General features: G+C 68.4%; 18 protein-coding genes. 6 read left to right on the forward strand and 12 right to left on the reverse strand.

Annotated elements, in window-relative coordinates; translation table 11 throughout:
* Window positions 1-77: 77 nt before the first annotated feature.
* The 9 genes from ACQG3P_RS18480 to ACQG3P_RS18520 form a co-directional block, all read right to left on the reverse strand.
* Complete coding sequence (locus ACQG3P_RS18480; RefSeq protein WP_426805845.1) at window positions 78-1,076, reverse strand: symmetrical bis(5'-nucleosyl)-tetraphosphatase; 999 nt, start codon at window positions 1,074-1,076, stop codon at window positions 78-80.
* A 13-nt stretch (window positions 1,077-1,089) separates the two neighbouring features.
* Entirely contained in the window at window positions 1,090-1,473 is a 384-nt protein-coding gene (apaG, locus tag ACQG3P_RS18485; protein ID WP_068849328.1) for a Co2+/Mg2+ efflux protein ApaG, read from the reverse strand.
* Window positions 1,474-1,494: 21 nt separating this feature from the next.
* Window positions 1,495-2,310, reverse strand: coding sequence for a 16S rRNA (adenine(1518)-N(6)/adenine(1519)-N(6))-dimethyltransferase RsmA (gene rsmA, locus ACQG3P_RS18490; RefSeq protein WP_426805846.1), 816 nt, complete (start codon window positions 2,308-2,310; stop codon window positions 1,495-1,497).
* The gene (pdxA, locus tag ACQG3P_RS18495; protein WP_426805847.1) at window positions 2,307-3,287 is read right to left on the reverse strand and encodes a 4-hydroxythreonine-4-phosphate dehydrogenase PdxA; all 981 of its coding nucleotides are present in this window, start codon (window positions 3,285-3,287) and stop codon (window positions 2,307-2,309) included. Before pdxA ends, rsmA begins: the two co-directional genes overlap by 4 nt.
* Window positions 3,288-3,297: 10 nt before the next feature.
* Window positions 3,298-4,650 carry a peptidylprolyl isomerase gene (locus tag ACQG3P_RS18500; protein ID WP_426805848.1) on the reverse strand — a complete coding sequence of 451 codons (1,353 nt, stop codon included), beginning with the start codon at window positions 4,648-4,650 and terminating at the stop codon, window positions 3,298-3,300.
* Window positions 4,647-7,106, reverse strand: coding sequence for an LPS-assembly protein LptD (lptD, locus tag ACQG3P_RS18505; protein WP_426805849.1), 2,460 nt, complete (start codon window positions 7,104-7,106; stop codon window positions 4,647-4,649). The genes ACQG3P_RS18500 and lptD overlap by 4 nt, the downstream gene beginning before the upstream one ends.
* A 96-nt stretch (window positions 7,107-7,202) precedes the next feature.
* A complete protein-coding gene (locus ACQG3P_RS18510) occupies window positions 7,203-8,114 on the reverse strand; it encodes a histone deacetylase family protein (RefSeq protein WP_426805850.1) in 912 nt (303 codons plus the stop codon).
* Between the two features lie 28 nt (window positions 8,115-8,142).
* Entirely contained in the window at window positions 8,143-8,697 is a 555-nt protein-coding gene (locus tag ACQG3P_RS18515) for a cob(I)yrinic acid a,c-diamide adenosyltransferase (RefSeq protein ID WP_068849340.1), read from the reverse strand.
* An 11-nt stretch (window positions 8,698-8,708) separates the two neighbouring features.
* On the reverse strand, window positions 8,709-9,293 hold the full coding sequence (locus tag ACQG3P_RS18520) for a hypothetical protein (protein ID WP_426805851.1): 585 nt from the start codon (window positions 9,291-9,293) through the stop codon (window positions 8,709-8,711).
* Between the two features lie 85 nt (window positions 9,294-9,378).
* Here ACQG3P_RS18520 and ubiH point away from each other — a divergent pair, with 85 nt between their 5' ends.
* The 4 genes from ubiH (at window position 9,379) to ACQG3P_RS18540 (ending at window position 12,769) form a co-directional block, all read left to right on the forward strand.
* Complete coding sequence (gene ubiH, locus ACQG3P_RS18525) at window positions 9,379-10,584, forward strand: 2-octaprenyl-6-methoxyphenyl hydroxylase (protein ID WP_320459110.1); 1,206 nt, start codon at window positions 9,379-9,381, stop codon at window positions 10,582-10,584.
* The gene (locus ACQG3P_RS18530; protein WP_426805852.1) at window positions 10,581-11,756 is read left to right on the forward strand and encodes a UbiH/UbiF family hydroxylase; all 1,176 of its coding nucleotides are present in this window, start codon (window positions 10,581-10,583) and stop codon (window positions 11,754-11,756) included. The genes ubiH and ACQG3P_RS18530 overlap by 4 nt, the downstream gene beginning before the upstream one ends.
* A 117-nt stretch (window positions 11,757-11,873) precedes the next feature.
* Window positions 11,874-12,188: a hypothetical protein gene (locus ACQG3P_RS18535; RefSeq protein ID WP_141236301.1), complete on the forward strand. Its 315-nt coding sequence runs from the start codon at window positions 11,874-11,876 to the stop codon at window positions 12,186-12,188.
* A 155-nt stretch (window positions 12,189-12,343) separates the two neighbouring features.
* Window positions 12,344-12,769 (forward strand): hypothetical protein, encoded by a 426-nt coding sequence (locus ACQG3P_RS18540; protein WP_426805853.1) that lies wholly within the window; start codon window positions 12,344-12,346, stop codon window positions 12,767-12,769.
* Between the two features lie 39 nt (window positions 12,770-12,808).
* Here ACQG3P_RS18540 and rlmM read toward each other — a convergent pair whose 3' ends face one another.
* From rlmM to ACQG3P_RS18555, 3 genes are read right to left on the reverse strand one after another with little or no spacing between them, the layout of a single operon-like run.
* Window positions 12,809-13,855: a 23S rRNA (cytidine(2498)-2'-O)-methyltransferase RlmM gene (gene rlmM, locus ACQG3P_RS18545; protein WP_426805854.1), complete on the reverse strand. Its 1,047-nt coding sequence runs from the start codon at window positions 13,853-13,855 to the stop codon at window positions 12,809-12,811.
* A gap of 24 nt (window positions 13,856-13,879) precedes the next feature.
* Window positions 13,880-14,440 carry a nucleoside deaminase gene (locus ACQG3P_RS18550; RefSeq protein ID WP_068849352.1) on the reverse strand — a complete coding sequence of 187 codons (561 nt, stop codon included), beginning with the start codon at window positions 14,438-14,440 and terminating at the stop codon, window positions 13,880-13,882.
* Between the two features lie 28 nt (window positions 14,441-14,468).
* The gene (locus tag ACQG3P_RS18555) at window positions 14,469-16,217 is read right to left on the reverse strand and encodes a glutamine--tRNA ligase/YqeY domain fusion protein (RefSeq protein ID WP_426805855.1); all 1,749 of its coding nucleotides are present in this window, start codon (window positions 16,215-16,217) and stop codon (window positions 14,469-14,471) included.
* Window positions 16,218-16,355: 138 nt separating this feature from the next.
* Here ACQG3P_RS18555 and ACQG3P_RS18560 point away from each other — a divergent pair, with 138 nt between their 5' ends.
* Both ACQG3P_RS18560 and msrA read left to right on the forward strand, forming a co-directional pair.
* A complete protein-coding gene (locus ACQG3P_RS18560) occupies window positions 16,356-16,622 on the forward strand; it encodes a DUF2007 domain-containing protein (RefSeq protein WP_068849355.1) in 267 nt (88 codons plus the stop codon).
* 30 nt (window positions 16,623-16,652) lie between these two features.
* Window positions 16,653-17,303 (forward strand): peptide-methionine (S)-S-oxide reductase MsrA, encoded by a 651-nt coding sequence (gene msrA, locus ACQG3P_RS18565; protein ID WP_426805857.1) that lies wholly within the window; start codon window positions 16,653-16,655, stop codon window positions 17,301-17,303.
* The last annotated feature ends 109 nt before the right edge of the window (window positions 17,304-17,412 follow it).

The raw sequence follows: 17,412 nt of genomic DNA on the forward strand, positions 1-17,412 counted from the left end.
TCGCCCCCCCGTACCCCCGCCACCGCCGGCCCAGCGCAGATACGTTCGCAGGCCAGGGCTTTGGCTTTGGCTTGGCTTTACGCGGGAGTCGGGCTACCGTCGCCCGCATTCCCAGCCGGCTCACGCGCACGACGCGGCTGCTGCTGTTGATTCTGGCGCTGACCACGCGGCGGCCGGCCGTTGCTGTTGCCGTTGCCCGAATTACCTTCGCCGGCCGGACGCCGTGCCGGCGGACGCGGCGGTGCAACCGGCTTGGGCACATCGCGGCCCGGCACCTGCACCACGCGCAGTTCTTCGGTGTCCAGCTGCAGTGCCGTGAGCTTGCCGCCCCACACTGCGCCGGTATCGATCGCATGCACGCCCTGGGTGATCGTCAGGCCCAGCGCCGACCAGTGGCCGCACACGATCTTCAGATCGCGCTCGACCCGGCCCGGTACCTCGAACCAGGGATACAGCCCCTGCTCCTGCGTGCCCGGCGTGCCCTTGTCCTCGATCCCGATCCGCCCGCGCGGCGTGCAGTAGCGCATGCGCGTGAGCAGGTTGATGATCGCCCGCGAACGGTCGTAACCGGCCAGCCCGGGCGACCAGCCCGGCTTGTCGCCGTACATGTTGCGGAACAGCTTGCGGTAGCCGCTGCCGTGCAGCTGCACCTCCACCTCGCGTGCGTGCTTCTCGGCCAGCTGCGTGGTCCACTTCGGGGCCAGGCCCGCGTGCACCATCATCCAGCCCAGCTCACGGTCCACGTGCACCAGCTTCTGCAGGCGCAGCCACTCCAGGAGTACGTCGCGGTCCTCGGCCTGCACGATCCGCAGCAGGTCCGGATTGACCTTGCGCTGCTCTTCCTCGGTGCGCGCACCGACGGCCAGCAACGACAGATCATGGTTGCCCAGCACCACCACGCTCTGATCGCGCAGCGAATGCACCAGCCGCAGCGTTTCCAGCGACTGGCCGCCCCGGTTGACCAGGTCGCCGCAGAACCACAGTTTGTCCACCGCCGGGTCGAAGCGGATCTTTTCGAGCAGACGCTGGGTGACGTCGTAACAGCCCTGCAGGTCGCCGATGGCCCAGACACTCATGCGTGCGCCTCCATCAGTGCAGCGTGCGCGGAATGGTCAACACGAAGGGCGCGATCGGGGCGGCGAACTCGGTGCCATCGTCGGCCACCATGTCGTAATGCCCCTGCATCGTGCCGTGTTCGGTTTCCAGCATGACACCGGAGGTGTAACGGAAGTCTTCACCCGGGCGCAGCCGCGGCTGCTCGCCGATGACCCCATCGCCGTCCACATGCTCCACCCGACCGTTGCCGTCGGTGATCCGCCAGTGGCGGGCCACCAGCCGCGCGGCCACGCGGCCGGCGTTATGGATGCGGATCGTGTAGGCAAACGCAAAGCGCCCGTCCTCGGGCGTGGACTGGTCATCGAGGAAGCGCGGGGCGACCTCGACCGAGATCGCATAGTGTGCAGCGTCGTTCATGCAGGCAGTTTAGAGGGAGTTTCAATCTTCCGCGCGCGGCACGTTCGCCAACGCGATGAACTGCGCCACTTCCAGCTGCTCGGCGCGCGCATCGCTGCGCACCCCGGCCGCTTCGAACTGCTCGGGCGTCACCACCCCATTCAGTGCGTTGCGCAGCGTCTTGCGGCGCTGGCCGAAGGCGGCACGAACCACGTCCGCGAAGCGACGGCGGTGGATGATGCCCACCGTGTCGGGATCGCGCGGCACCAGCCGGACCACGGCCGAATCGACCTTCGGCGGCGGACGGAACGCGCCCGGCGGCACCACGAACAGCGAGGTCACCTTGCACCACGCCTGCAGCATCACGCTGAGCCGGCCGTAGACCTTGCTGCCCGGCGCGGCGGCCATGCGGTCCACCACTTCCTTCTGCAGCATGAAGTGCATGTCGCGGATCGCCGCCGCATGGTCCATCGCGTGGAACAGGATCGGTGACGAGATGTTGTAGGGCAGGTTGCCTACCAGCCGGATCTGGCCGTCGCCGGCCAATTCGGTGAAGTTCACCTGCAGCACGTCGCGGTGGATGATGGTGAGTTCGCCCAGCGGCTCAGCGGCGGCGGTCAACGGCGCGATCAGGTCGCGATCGAATTCGATCACGGTCAGGCGCGGGTGGCGGCGCAGCAACGGCAGGGTGATGGCGCCCTGGCCCGGGCCGATCTCGACCAGGCGGTCGTCGTCTTTCGGGTTGACCGCCAGGACGATCTTGTCGATGTAAGTGCGATCGGCCAGGAAGTGCTGGCCCAGCTGCTTTTTGGCCGGCGCGGTAAACCCGGCGGCCGAGGGGGAATGCGGGGAAGTCATGGCACCAGTGTACGTTGGCGCGCCAGCCGGGCACACCACTGCGTGGCGGCGAGCAGGCTGGACGGGTCGGCGGTGCCGCGCCCGGCCAGGTCCAGCGCGGTGCCGTGGTCAACCGCCACGCGCGGGTAGGGCAGGCCCAGGGTGATGTTCACTGCCTGCTCGAAACCGCTGTACTTGAGCACCGGCAGGCCCTGGTCGTGGTACATCGCCAGCACCGTGTCGAACCCGGCCAGCTTCTGCGGCAGGAAGGCGGTATCGGCCGGCAGCGGGCCGATCAGGTCCATCCCTTCAGCGCGCAGCCGCGCCAGCAGCGGAATCACCAGATCCAGTTCTTCACGGCCCAGGTGCCCATCTTCGCCCGCATGCGGGTTCAGCCCGAGCACGGCGATCCGCGGCGCGGCAATGCCGAATGCCCCACGCAGCGCACCGTGCACGATCCGCAGCGTACGCGCCAGGCCGTCCGCGGTGATCGCATCGGCCACCGCGCGGAGCGGCAGGTGGGTGGTGGCCAGCGCCACCCGGACGATGTCGTTGGCCAGCATCATCACCACCTCCACCCCGGCCTGGTCGGCCAGCAGTTCGGTGGTGCCGCTGTAGGCGATACCGCCCTGGTTGATGACCGCCTTGTGCACCGGGCCGGTGACCACCCCGTCCAGGTGGCCGTCCAGGCAGGCCTGGCCGGCCTGCAGCAGGGCGCCGATCACCGCGCCGGCGTTGGCCGGGTCGGCCTGGCCGAAGCGTGAGGGGGTCGCATTGCGGACCTCGCGCAACGGCAGATCGCCCGGCTGGCGGGCGATGGCATCTTCAGGAAGCAGGTTCAACGGCAGCGACAGCGCCGCTGCGGCTGCCCGCAAGGTATCCGGGTCGGCGAAGGCCAGCAGCCGGCAATCGGTGCGCGGCTGCTGGATCAGGCGAAGACAGAGTTCAGGACCGATCCCGGCGGGCTCGCCCGGTACCAGAGCGAGCTGCGGGATCATTGCCAGTGCCTCAGGGCTTGGTGGCGGCCGGGGCCGGTGCAGTGGCCGGGGCCGCTGCCGGGGTGCGCAGGTCCACGTAGGCTTCGCCGCGCAGTTCCTGCAGGTAGCGGTTGTACTCTTCTTCCAGCTTGCGGCGGCCGATCGTCTCGCGGATCTGGGCGCGCTTGTTGTCAGTGCCCGAATCGGTCTGACGGGTCGCCACGCGCTGCACGATGTGCCAGCCAGCGTCGGTGCGGAACGGCTGGCTGACGCCACCGTCGCTCAGGCCGGTGACCTGCTTGCCGAAGTCCGGGCCGAACGCGTCAGCCGGGAACCAGCCCAGATCGCCGCCCTGGCCCTTGCTGTTGGTGTCCTCGGACGAGGCCTTGGCTTCGGCCTCGAAGTCGGCGCCGCCGGCGATGCGTGCACGGATCGAGTCGATCTTGGCCTTGGCGGTGGCGTTGTCCTGCTGGTCGTTGACCCGGATCAGGATGTGCCGGCCGTGGTATTCGGTGATGGTCTGGCCGGTGGTGGCGGCACTGGCGTCGCGCACTTCCACCAGCTTGAGCAGCTGGAAACCGCTCGGGCCGCGCAGCGGGCCGACAACGTCGCCGGCCTTCATGCCGCTCATCATCTTCGCGAACGCGCCGGGAATCTCATCCAGGGAACGCCAGCCCAGGTCGCCGCCTTCCAGCGCGTTGGGGCTGTCCGAGTACCGGACGGCGGCCGCGTTGAAGTCCAGCTCGCCCTTGTCCAGCAGGCCCTTCACGCCGTCGACCTTCTGCTGGCCGGTGGCGATCTGCTCGGCGGTTGCGCCTTCGGGGAGGGCGATCAGGATGTGGGCCAGGTGGTACTGGGTGCCTGCGGTGGCTTCCTGCTTCAGCGCGGCATCCACTTCACCCTCGCTGACGCTGATGCGGCTCTGGGCGAAACTCTGGCGCAGGCGCTGCACGGTGATTTCATCGCGGACCGAGCTGCGGAAGTCGTTGAAATCCACGCCATCGGCGGCCAGGCGCTGGCGCAGGGCGTCCAGGTTGGACCCGTTCTGCTGGGCAATCGCGTTCAGGGCCTGGTTGAGCTCCTGGTCGCTGACCTTGATGCCACTGCCTTCGGCGCGCGTGACCTGCAGCTTGACCAGCACCAGGCGCTCGAGCACCTGGCGGCTGAGCACGTCATCCGGCGGCAGCTGGCCTTCGCGGCCGGCGTACTGGGCCTTGATGTTCACGATGGCGCGGTCCAGCTCGCTCTGCAGCACGACATCCTCGTCGACGATGGCGGCGATGCGGTCCAGCGACTGAGTCTGCTGGGCCAGCACCTGCAGCGGCGCGGAAACGGTGCTGACCGCGATCAGGGAAGCGAGTAGGACGGGGAAGGTCTTGGTCATGGGATCAGATTGGGATCGTAGTCTTCGCGCGTGGGGGCGCCCGTGTTGGCGGGCGGCACGAGATAGAGGTCGTCTCGGTAGTACCCGAGAATAGCACGGCGCAAAGTGCGGTCCGTGTTCTGGCCGATGGAGCTCAGGCCCTTGAGCACGAACTCGATCTGGAAGGAGTTGTTCAGCTCACCTTCGCGGTTGCGCACGTATCGGCGGGCCAGTGCGCGGACCGCCAGGCAGCAGCTGTCCCATTGCACGCCGCCGATGATTTCCAGCGGCGCCTTGTCTTCGATGGAGTAGTAATAGCGCCCCACCAGGCTCCAGGTCTGGTTGATCGGGTACAGGAAGGACAGGTCCACCTGCTCCAGCAGGGTGCGTTCTTCCTTGGTCGCCGTCGCCGGCGCGGCCGTGTTGAGACGGTGGCGGTAGGTCAGGTTGATGATGCCGTCGTTGGACATCAGGTAACGCGCGCGCACGCTGGCCAGGTCCTCGCGCTTGTACTTGGGATCCCACTGGTAGGTGGCGCCCAGGTTCCAACGGTCGTTGATGGCGTAATTGGTATCGGCGATCCAGGCCGACTTGCCCTGTTCCACCTGCGAAGTGGTGCCCGGCAGGGTCACTCGCGAATCGTCGAAATACAGGATCTGGCCGATGCTGGCGGAGAAGCGCTCGCGGCCGGTTTCCTGGTTGATGAAGCGGGTACTCAGCGCCATGGTCAGCTGGTTGGCGTCGTTCTGGCGGTCCGCACCGGTGTAGCGCGAATCGCGGAACAGCTGGCCCCAGCTGAAGGTGAAGTCGCGCGTATCGAAGATCGGCAGGTCGCTCTGGTCGCGGTAGGGCGTGCGCAGGTAGAACAGGCGCGGCTCCAGCGTGTGCAGGTACGAGGTGCCGCCGATGGTGGTCTCGCGGTCGAAGAACATGCCTGCGTCGAGACTGGCGATCGGCACGCCGCGGTGCGGCGAGGTGTTGCCACGCAGCTGGTCGGGGGTGAGCGTGCCCAGATCGACATTTGCGTCGGTCAATGCCTGCAACCGGGTCTGGTCGGCCAGTCCACGGTCCAGTTCATACCCGGTGTAGCGGTACGCCAGGGTCGGGGTGACATACCAGGACGCGCCGGCGAACGGGAAGGTGACGTAAGGCTTTACATCCAGCCGCGAACCGTTGAAGTACGGGGTGACCACGCCATTGTAGACAAAGTCGCCATCGGGCAGCTGGGTCTTCTGGTCGACGTCGTCATGGGTGAAGTGCACCGCCTCGGCGTACACCCCCACTTCCAGCCACGGCAGCAGCGGCTTGTCCCAGGTGGCGAACAGGCGCGGCTGGCGGGAGTAGGGCAGCGACGCGTCGGTCAGCGTGTAATCGGTGTTCTGCCAATAATCGGCCATCAGCCCGGCGGTCCAGTTTTCACCGGTACCGTAGATGCCGACCTGGCTCTGCAGGCTCGAGGTGGTCACCCCCAGCAGCTTGCTGGAGAAGTCCTCGGTGTACCGCTCGTCACTGACCCAGGCGATGTTGGCGCGGGCCTGCCAGTGCGCGTCGATGTTGTGGTAACCCTGGTATTCGACCTGGCCGCGATCGCGGTCGCGCAGCTTGTCATTGGGCAGGTAAGCGGTCTGCAGTTCGCCACGGCCGCCGTCGTACAGGTAGCGGAACTCGTTGTCGAGCATCAGGCCGCGCTTGCTCATGTAGCGCGGGGTCAGGGTGTCGTCGTAGTTCGGCGCCAGGTTGAAGTAGATCGGCTGGGCATAATCGAAGCCGTTGCGGCCGGACAGGCCCAGCTGCGGGTAGAGCAGGCCGGTCTGGCGGCGGTCGTCGATCGGGAACTTGAAGTACGGCGCCCACAGCACCGGCACGTTGCCGATGCGCAGCACCGCGTTGCGGGCGGTGCCGAAGCCTTCGTCATTGTCCACGTCGATCTGCGGCGCTGACAGTTTCCACACCGGCTGCGAGGGGTCGCAGGTGGTATAGGTCGAGCGGTGCATCTGGCCCACCGAACCCTGCAGGTCGATCGAGTCTGCGCCGCCATGGCCGCGCCGGTCCACCAGCTGGTACTGGATGTCGCTGATCTTGTGCGTGTCCGATTCCTGGTTGCCTTCGGCGCGCTTGGCCGTCATCCGGATCGACGAATCCTGGTAGCGCACATTGCCTTCGGCGATGTAGTTGCCACTTTCGGTGTCGAAGCTCAGGTGGTCGGTGCCCAGGAACTGGTCGCCACGCTTCAGCGCCACGTTGCCCTGGTATTGCGGCACGGTGCTGGTACCGCTAAGCGCGTCGCCTTCGATATCGGTGGGTTGCTGGTCGCGGGTTTCGGCCGCGGCCTTGTCCGCCACAGGGGCGTCCTGGAAGGCGGGCAGGACATCGGTCACCGGGCACAGGCCCCAGTTCACCGGTTTGTCGTCGGCCATGGCCGGCAGGCAGATGGCGATGCTCAGGGGGAGAGGCAGCAGGCGGAGGGCTCGGCGCACGCGGGATTCGGATTCGGACGAAAACGGATCGTAGCTTGCCCCATCCCTTGCATAGGGGCAATGAAGGCTTGCTGCAGCCAAGGGTTCAGGTTCATCTCACAGCAGCGCGCCTACGTGCGCGACGGAGCATTCGGCAAGCGCCTGCAGGTCGTATCCGCCCTCCAGCATGGAGACCATGCGGCCGCCGCCATGGCGACGGGCCAGCCGGCGGAGCTCGGCGGTGATCCAGGCGAAATCCTCGGTTTCCAGCATCAGGTCGGCCTGCGGGTCGCGCAGGTGGGCATCGAAACCGGCCGAGACCAGCAGCAGCTGCGGGCGGAAATCGTCTATGGCCGGCAGCATCTCGTCGGCCCAGGTGTTGCGGAAGCGGAAGCTGCCGCTGCCCGGTGGCAGCAGGATGTTGAGCAGGTTGCCCGCGCCACGGTCGCGGCGCAGGCCCGAGTTGGGGAACAGCCCGGCCTGGTGGGTGCTGTAGTAGGCCACGCGCGGGTCGGCCAGGAAGATGTCCTGGGTGCCGTTGCCGTGGTGGACGTCGAAATCGACCACCGCGATCCGCTCCAGCCCATAGCGGTCGCGCGCGTACGCGGCCGCGATGGCGATGTTGTTGAAGAGGCAGAACCCCATCGCCGTGGTCGCGGTGGCGTGGTGGCCGGGCGGGCGCACCGCGCAGAACGCCACCGGATCCCCGCCCAGCATCACGGCATCCACCGCGGCCACGCCGGCGCCGGCGGCATGCAGCGCGGCGCTGGCCGAACCGGGCGAGGTCATCGTGTCCATGTCGATCAGGCGCAGCGGTTCGGTCTGTGGCGCCAGCACCAGGTCGATCAGCGCGCTGTCGTGCACGCGCGCCAGTTCGCCGAACTTGGCCGGCGGCGCCTGGCGCCAGTCCAGCTGGTCGGGGTAGGTGGCACGCAGGGCATCGAGCACCACCTGCAGGCGTTCGGGGCATTCGGGGTGGCCGCGCCCGGGATCGTGTTGCAGACAGGCGGGATGGGTGAAAACCAGCATGCGGACGGGGTTCCGGGGCGGGGGCGGCTCAGCCGTGGCGGCGGGTATGCTGCCAGAGGACCTCGCCGTGGCCGTCGGCGCGGGCCAGCACGCGGGCCAGCACGAACAGCAGGTCCGACAGCCGGTTGAGGTAATGCAGCGCTTCGGCGCGCACCGGTTCCTGGCGGGCCAGGGTGACGGTTTCGCGCTCGGCGCGGCGCACGATGGTACGGGCCAGGTGGCAGCGTGCGGCGGCTTCGCCGCCACCGGGCAGGATGAATTCCTTCAACGCGGGCAGGTCGGCGTTGTAGTGGTCCAGGTGGCGCTCCAGCGCCGCCACATCGCCCGCCTGGATTGCCGCATGGCCGGGAATGCACAGCTCGCCGCCCAGGTCGAACAGCTGGTGCTGCACGGTGGTGAGCAGGGCGCGCACGTCATCGGGCAGCGCCACCGCGAGCAGCACGCCGAGCGCCGAATTGGCCTCGTCCACGCTGCCGAAGGCGTTGACCCGTGCCGCATCCTTGGCCACCCGGCTGCCGTCGCCCAGGCCGGTGCTGCCGTCATCGCCAGTGCGGGTGTAGATGCGCGACAGCCGGTTGCCCATGCGTGCCGGGCTCAGTGCAGCGCGTCGCGGCGGGCGTGTAGCAGCTTGACCACCTGTTCGGTGGCCAGCTGCAGCGCGGCGGCCAGGCCGACGTAGATCGCGGCGGTGCGCAGGTAGGGCAGGAACCAGTCCGCATAGTTGCGTGCCCAGCCCTGCAGCGTGGGGGCGGCGACCACGTCGCTGGTCCAGTAGAAGCCGCTCTGCGCGAACAGGTGGCACACCGCCACCGCCGCCAGCAGCAGCACGGAGCCCTTGGCCAGCGCGGTCCAGTCCGCGCCGTGGTAGCCCTGGCGCAGCAGCGCGCCACCGGCCCACATCGCGAAGTAGGCCGGCACCAGCAGTGCGGTCCCCGGCGAGATGCAGTAGTGCTGCCAGTAGCCGATGCCGCTGGCGCGGATCACCAGCACGTCGATCACGATCGCCAGCACCATCAGCAGCGGGAAGGCCCAGCGCGTCCAGCTGCGCAGGTGGAAGCCTGCAATGAAGAACACCGCCCACGACGCGTCGGGGATCGCCGCGAAGTGATTGACCCGGGTCGCCGCCATCAGCAGCACGAGCACGAACAGGATGAAGGCGCGTTGGGCGGTAGGGGTCATGGGGGCAGGCGTCGGGAGTCCAGCGTTCATTCTAGCGCCTGCCGCCACGGGGCGTAGCCGGGCCGCACGCACTATCATGGGCGGCATGAGTGAACGTCATGACGTAGTGATCGTGGGCGGCGGCCTGGTCGGCGCCAGCCTGGCCATTGCCCTGGACCGGGCCGGCCGCGATGTCGGGCTGGTCGAGATCGCGCCGCCCGGCGCGCTGCCGCCGGTGTTCGACCAGCGCAACCTCAGTTTTGCCGCCGCCACGGTCAATGCCCTGACCGCGCTGGGGGTGATGCCGCTGCTGGGCTCGGCGGTGGGGCCGATCACCCGCATCCAGGTCACCCGCGCCGGTGATTTCGGCCGGGTCCAGATGGACGCTGCGCAGTACGATCGCCCGTGGTTCGGCCAGGTGGTGGTGGCGCGCGATTTCGGCCAGGCACTGGAAACCCGCCTGCAGGGCCTGCGCCGCCTCACCCGGTACCGGCCGGCGCGGTTCGTGCGGCTGGGCGCCACGGTCGATGGCTGCCGCGAAGTGGTGATCGCCGACGATGCCGGTGAGCGCACCCTGCTGGCGCGGCTGGTGGTGGGCGCCGATGGCACCCGCAGCGGCGTGCGCGAAGCGCTGGGCATCGGGGTGGACGAACATGATTTCCAGCAGACCCTGTTCGTGGCCCGCGTCCGCTCGGCGCGCGCGCCGGACGGCACCGCGTTCGAACGCTTTACCGATACCGGCCCGACCGCCCTGCTGCCGCGGGGCGACCGCCATTACGGGGCGGTGCACGGCGTGGCCCGCGACCAGGCCGATGCCGTGCTGGCACTCGACGACGCGGCGTGGCTGGCGCGCCTCCAGCAGGCCATCGGCTGGCGCGCCGGGCGGCTGCTGGAAAGCGGCGCGCGCAGTGCCTACCCGCTGGTGCAGGTGTTGGCGCAGGGACTGGTGGGCGAGCGCGCGGTGCTGCTGGGCAATGCGGCGCAGACCATCCATCCGCTGGGCGCGCAGGGCTTCAACCTGGGCCTGCGCGACGCGCTGACCCTGGCCGAGCTGATCGAAACGGCCGACGACGTGGGCAGCGATGCGCTGCTGCAGGCGCATGTCGCGCGCCGTGAAGAGGATCGCCGCCAGACCATCGCCTTCTCCGGCGGGCTGGCACGGCTGACCAGCAATCCCGCGCCGTTGATGCGCCCGCTGCGCAGTCTCGGGCTGCTGGCAGCGCAGGCGACCTCGATGCAGTCGATGCTGGTCGGCGGTGCCATGGGCTTCCGCGGCGAGGTCCCGGCGTTGTGCCGGGGAGCCGGCGCATGAGCCGGCGCGCGCGCGATGTGATCGTGGTGGGCGGCGGCGTGGTGGGCGCCGCCTGCGCGCTGGCGCTGGCCGATGCCGGGCTGGAGGTCACCCTGGTCGAAGGCCGCGAACCGCCAGCGTGGCAGCCGCAGCAGCCGGACCTGCGGGTGTATGCGTTCGCGCCGGACAACGCGCAGCTGCTGCGTACGCTCGGCGTATGGCCGGCGGTGCTGGCCGCGCGCGCCTGCGCGTACCGGCGCATGCGGGTCTGGGACGCCGCCGGCGGTGAGGAACTGCAGTTCGATGCCGACCGCCTGGGCCGTGAGCAGCTGGGCTGGATCGTGGAAAACGACCTGCTGGTGGACCGGCTGTGGGCGGCCCTGCCGGCGGCGGGTGTGCAGCTGTGCTGCCCGGCACGGGTGGAAGGGCTCGAACAGGATGCCGACGGCGTGCGCGTGCGGCTGGAGGACGGGCGCCGGCTGGACGCCGCGCTGGCCATCGCCGCCGACGGCGCGGACTCGACCCTGCGCCGCCTGGCCGGCGTGCAGGTCAGCCGCCAGGAGTACGCCCAGCGCGGCGTGGTCGCCTACATCGATACCGAACAGGACAACCAGGCCACGGCCTGGCAGCGCTTCCTGACCACCGGGCCGCTGGCGGTGCTGCCGGCCGGCACGCACCGCAGCTCCATCGTGTGGACGCTCCCCGATGCGGAGGCCGAACGCGTGCTGGGGCTGGACGAGGCCACCTTCAACGCCGAGCTGACCCGCGCCTTCGGCGCCCGGCTGGGCGCGATGACCCTGGCCTCGCGGCGCGCCGCCTTCCCGCTGCGCCGCCAGCTGGCCAGTGCCTACGTGGCAGGCCGCGTGCTGGCGCTGGGCGATGCCGCGCATGTGGTGCATCCGCTGGCCGGGCAGGGCGTGAACCTGGGCCTGCGCGATGTGGCGGCGCTGCATGCCACGGTGCTGCGTGCGCAGCAGCGACGCCAGGACTGGGCTTCGCCCGACCGCCTGCAGCGCTGGGCGCGCGAACGCCGCAGCGAGAACACAGTGTCGGCTTATGGCTTTGACGCGATCAACACCATTTTCTCCAACGACGAGATGCATTTGACCCTGGCGCGTGGTTGTGCGCTGGGCGGCGTGGACCGCCTGCCGCCACTGGTGTCGGCACTGTGGAAGCGCGCGGCGGGGCTGTAGGTCCCGGGGAGATCGAAATCTGGAAGTGGGCTGGGCTGCCACTGCGCAGACTGTGGCGCGGCTGGCGCTGTCCGGCCTCGACAGCGCGTCGCGCTTCCCATCTTCCGGAACTCCCCCATGGCACTTTCGCCCCTTGATCGTACCCAACAGCCGTCGTCGGCGAACCGCATGTTCGGCCGCGCTCCGCAAGGCGTCTCTGGCAGGCTCGGCTTGCAGCTCACCACCATACACAACCGTGGTGTGGCGTCGAAGCCGCTGCGTGACATCCCGGAGGCCCGCGCGGTCGGCGGTGAGGTCCACACGGTGGCGGCCGTGCGGCAGGACGACGTCGATCGCGACAGTTGCCAGTACTTCGTGAAGCTGTTGCTGTCCCACAAGCAGGGTATCCCGGTCAAGCAGTGCCTCGCGTTGAACCGGCGTCGCCAGGGCTGATGCGTGCGGCGGTGAGCCCCCGCGTTGGCGCGACGAGCCCGGGATGATTGATTCTTGAAAGTGGGTGGCCCCTGCGTTTCAGCAGACTGAACGGGTCTGGAGGCGTCCCACCGTAGCGGGTGCGGGCGCGTCGCTCCCTTTCCCGAGGAAGAATCATGAGCATTTCCAAGGTTCTCAACCAGCTTTTCCGGCCGGCGTCGTTCAACGCTGAAAAGACCGTGCGCGCGATCGTTGCCCATCCCGAGGCGGCCGCCAGGGATTTCAATGGACTGATCACGCACATCAACAACAGGTGCCACCGGTACGGCATCGGCTGCCGGGGCGAGGATGGCCTTCGGGCGCAGGTGAACCTGGACAAATTTGCCCGCTCCAAGGGCGCCGCCGCGCCAACCGAGGGCCAGGCCAAGCTCCTTCTGAACAGCCTCAAATCCCTGCAGCGCGACCTCGAGCGCCAGCGTGGTCCAGCCCGGTTGGCCTCCGGAGCCCATGACAGCTGGAACAATGACCGCCTCAATCAGTTGAACAAAGCGCTGGAACTGACCCGCAGCCTGCAGCACTTCCGGGGGCCCGCCAAGGGCTGAGCCCTCCTCAGCGCAGCAGCCAGCGCTACCGCGCGTCCTTCATCGACCGGTCCAGGCCAGCACCGTGATTTCCTCACGGTCGTGGTAGAGCTGCTTGGCGCGCACGGTGAGCGGTCGCCCAGCCTGCGCTTCGAACAGCTCCAGGCACAGCCGGGTTTCGTCCCAGCGCTTCTTCATCGGCAGCTTGAGGTTGAAGATCGCGTGCCGGCACCAGCCCTCGCGGAACCAGGTGGCCATGCGCTCGGCCACGCGGCGCGGCTGCTCGACCATGTCGCAGACCATCCAGTCCAGCGGCGCCTCGGGCTGCCAGTGGAACCCATCGGCGCGCAGGTGTTCGACCAGGCCGGTCTCCAGCACGTGCTCGCGCAGCGGGCCGTTGTCCACGCTGATCACGTGCATGTGCTGGCGGGTGAGCACCCAGGTCCAGCCGCCGGGGGCGGCGCCCAGGTCGGCCGAGCGCATGCCGGGCTTGACCAGCTGCTCGCGCTCTTCCGGGCTCATCAGGGTCAGCAGAGCTTCGTCCAGCTTCAGCGCCGAGCGCGACGGCGCGTCGGGCAGCAGCTTCAGGCGTGGAATGCCCAGTGCCCAGGGAGCGCTGTCGCGGGTATCGGCCACGCAGACAAACGCATGGCGACCGTCAACGAACACGACATGCAGGCGTGGCAGGCTGGTGTTGGGCTTGTCGGTGAGCAGGCCGGCCTTGCGCAGCGCCGGGCGCAGGGCATTGCCGAAGGCGCGGGCCAGGCCGGCCAGCGGCTTGCCTTCGTCCGAATCGGGATGTTCCACCCACATGTCGCCGAAGCGTTGCTGGCCGTCCAGCGCGGCCACGATCGGGGTGATCCGGTCGGTTGGATCCAGCTCGCGCAGCTCGGCCAGCACCACCAGCTTCTGGCGGGCGAAGATCAGCGAACGCCAAGGCAACGCCTTGGACAGCGCGGCGCCCTCGTCGGTGGCGAACAGCACGTAGCCATCGTTGCGCTGCGTACGGGCGTAACCGGCAATGTTGGCGTAGGCGGCACGCTCGGCAAGTTCACCGGCCAGTTCGGGCTCGAAACCCTGCCGGCACAGGCACAGCAGGCCACTCATCGACGCACGCCCATGGCGTGGGTATCAGTAATGCGCACCGTTGATCTCCCCGTACTGGCGCAGCACTGCGCGCGCCGCGTCGCGTTCGATGTCGCGCACGACCTCGATGCCGCGCTTGTTGAGTTCGCCGATCCAGTCGGCCGGCAGCGGACCTTCATCGAACGGGGTCAGTTCTTCCACATCCTGCGCGCTGGCGCCGATCAGCAGCCGGTCGATGCCGGCCCAGATGGTGGCGCCGTAGCACTGGCAGCACGGCTGCGAGGAGGTGGCCAGGGTGATCGGCGACAGCACGTCGTTCAGGCGCGGGCTCTGCAGGCGCTGCTGGGCGAGCATGTAAGCCATGTTCTCGGCATGCGCCAGCGAGGTGCTGTGCGGCACCACGCGGTTGACGCCGGCCGCGATGACGCGGTCGTCCGGACCAAACACCACGGCGCCGAACGGGCCACCGGTTTCCGCCTCGACGTTCAGCCGCGACAGTTCGATCGCCAGGGCGACCTTGGCGGCATCGCCGGGATACGCACGGGCCAGGTCGATCTGGTCATGGATCCAGGCGGGCAGGGTGAGGTGGACTTGCGCGTACAGCATGGGACAGGCCTTTCGAATGCGGTGGGGCTTACGCCGACCAGGTATCGCGCAGGGTGACGCTGCGGTTGAACACGGGGGCGGCGGCGGTGTGGTCGCGGCGGTCGGCGACGAAGTAGCCGGTGCGCTCGAACTGGAACGACTGTTCAGGCGCGGCGGTGGCCGCGGCCGGTTCGACGTAGCCGGTGACGGTGCGGCGCGACTCGGGGTTGAGGTAGTCGCGGTAGGTCTTGCCTTCGGACTCATCGTCCGGGTTCGGCACGGAGAACAGGCGGTCGTACAGGCGGATTTCGGCCGGCACGGCGTGCACGGCGCTGACCCAGTGGATGGTGCCCTTGACCTTGCGGTTGGCGCCTTCCATGCCGGGACGCGATTCGGGATCCAGCCAGCCGCGCAGTTCGGTGATGGTGCCGTCGGCATCCTTGATCACTTCATCGCAGCGGATGATGCCGGCGCCGCGCAGGCGCACTTCGCCACCGGGCACCAGGCGCTTCCAGCCCTTGGGCGGCACCTCGGCGAAGTCTTCGCGCTCGATCCACAGTTCGCGCGCGAACGGGACTTCGCGGGTTCCGAAGGCGTCGTCCTTGGGGTGGTTGGAGAAGGTCAGCGTTTCGGCATGGCCCTCGGGCAGGTTGGTCAGCACCAGCTTGACCGGGTCGACCACGGCCATGCGGCGCGCGGCGGCACTGTCGAGGTCTTCGCGCAGCGCGCCTTCGAGCACGCTGAAATCGATCATCGAGTTCTGCTTGCTGATGCCCACGCGTTCGGCGAACAGGCGCATCGCGGCCGGGGTGTAGCCACGGCGGCGCAGGCCCTGCAGGGTCGGCATGCGCGGGTCTTCCCAGCCATCGACGAGCTGTTCGGTGACCAGCGCCATCAGCTTGCGCTTGCTCATCACGGTGTAGTTGATGTTCAAACGCGAGAATTCGATCTGGCGCGGCTTGGCAGCTTCGCGCGGCAGGCCGCGTTCGACCAGAGGCGCGGTCAGCGCATCGTCATGGGCGAAGTCGACGTTGTCCACGCACCAGTCGTACAGCGGGCGGTGGTCTTCGAATTCCAGGGTGCACAGCGAGTGGGTGATGCCTTCGATGGAATCGCCCAGGGCATGGGCGAAGTCGTACATCGGGTAGATCGGCCAGGCGTTGCCGGTGTTCTGGTGCTCGACGTGCTTGATGCGGTACAGCGCGGGATCGCGCAGGTTGATGTTGCCGCTGGCCATGTCGATCCTGGCGCGCACGGTGCGCGCGCCGTCGGGGAACTCACCGGCGCGCATGCGGCGGAACAGGTCCAGGTTTTCGTCCACGCTGCGGTCGCGCCAGGGCGAGGGACGGCCGGGTTCGGTCAGGGTGCCGCGGTAGGCGCGCACTTCCTCGGCCGACAGGTCGCAGACATACGCCTTGCCGTCGCGGATCAGCTTTTCGGCGGCCAGGTAGTAGGCGTCGAAGTAATCGGAGGCATGCCGCAGTTCGTTCCAGGTGAAGCCCAGCCAGCGCACGTCATCCTGGATGGCGGCCACGTACTCGGGGTCTTCCTTGGCCGGGTTGGTATCGTCGAAGCGCAGGTTGCAGACGCCGGCGAACTCACCGGCGATGCCGAAGTTCAGGCAGATCGACTTGGCATGGCCGATGTGCAGGTAGCCGTTGGGCTCGGGCGGGAAGCGCGTCTTGATCGCGGCATGCTTGCCGGCGGCCAGGTCCTCGCGGACGATCTGACGGATGAAATCCCGCTTTTCGTGGGTTTCCGGAAGGGCGTCGGTAGGGGCGGCAGTAGGCTCGGACATGATGCGCAGGCAGAAGGCAGAAAGATTGCCAGTCTAACGCGTCCCCCCCGGGACGCGTTAGACGGTAGGTGCCGACCGCCTGTCGGCACTCATTCGAGCGCCAGCGTATGCTGCCCCAGAACCCCACCGGAGCCTCTCATGCACGTGATCTACCAGGCTGACAACCTGTTCGACGCCCATCTGGTCAAGCACGCGCTGGAGGCGGCCGGGATTCCGGCCTTCGTTTTCGGTGAGTCGCTGCTGGGCGGGATGGGCGAGCTGCCGCTGTTCGGGGTGCTGCGGGTCTGCGTTCCGGACCTGGCCCGCCCGGAGGCGGAGCAGATCGTGGCCGGGCTGGACTTGGGCGGGCCTCAGGATGACCCCATATTCGACGGTGACGAAAGCGCCGGCCTGTTGCCGGCCTAGGAGAGCGCCATGTTGGGGATTGCCAAGGGCCTGTTGAGTATCGGGGCGTTCAAGCAGCGCCTGCCGCGCCCGGAAGAGGCGCTGCCCGGCCGCGAGCACCCGCTTCCGCTGCACAACCAGCACTATGTGAACAGCCATCCGCTCAAGGACGGCTTCGCCGGGCTGGAGCGCATCCGCTTCGCCATGGGCTGCTTCTGGGGCGCGGAGCGCAAGTTCTGGACCTTGCCGGGGGTGTATTCGACCTCGGTGGGCTATGCGGGCGGGGTGACCCCGAACCCGACCTACGAGGAAGTGTGCTCGGGCCTGACCGGGCACACCGAGATCGTGGAGGTAGTGTTCGACCCGGCGATCATCAGCCTGGGCGAGCTGCTGCAGGTGTTCTGGGAGAACCACGACCCGACCCAGGGCATGCGCCAAGGCAACGATACTGGCACCCAGTACCGTTCGGCGGTCCATGCCACGTCCCAGGCCCAGTTCGATGCGGCTCTGGCCAGCCGTGATGCCTACCAGCAGCGCTTGACCGAGGCTGGGCTTGGGGCGATCACTACCGAGATCGAATATCCGGCGCCTACGTATTACTACGCTGAGGATTACCACCAGCAGTACCTGGCCAAGAATCCGAATGGCTATTGCGGGATTGGTGGGCCTGGGGTGAGTTGCCCGATCGGGGTTGGGGCTTAACAGCTCCTGGTTGCATTTGATGCTGGAGGTGGGGGGGGGGGTGGCCGCCGCGACAAAGTTTTTGGGAGAGACACCGGGGCCGGGCCTCGGGGGGGGGGGGGGCGGGGGG

This window comes from Stenotrophomonas sp. SrG, from assembly GCF_050031795.1.
Lineage (GTDB): Bacteria > Pseudomonadota > Gammaproteobacteria > Xanthomonadales > Xanthomonadaceae > Stenotrophomonas > Stenotrophomonas rhizophila_A.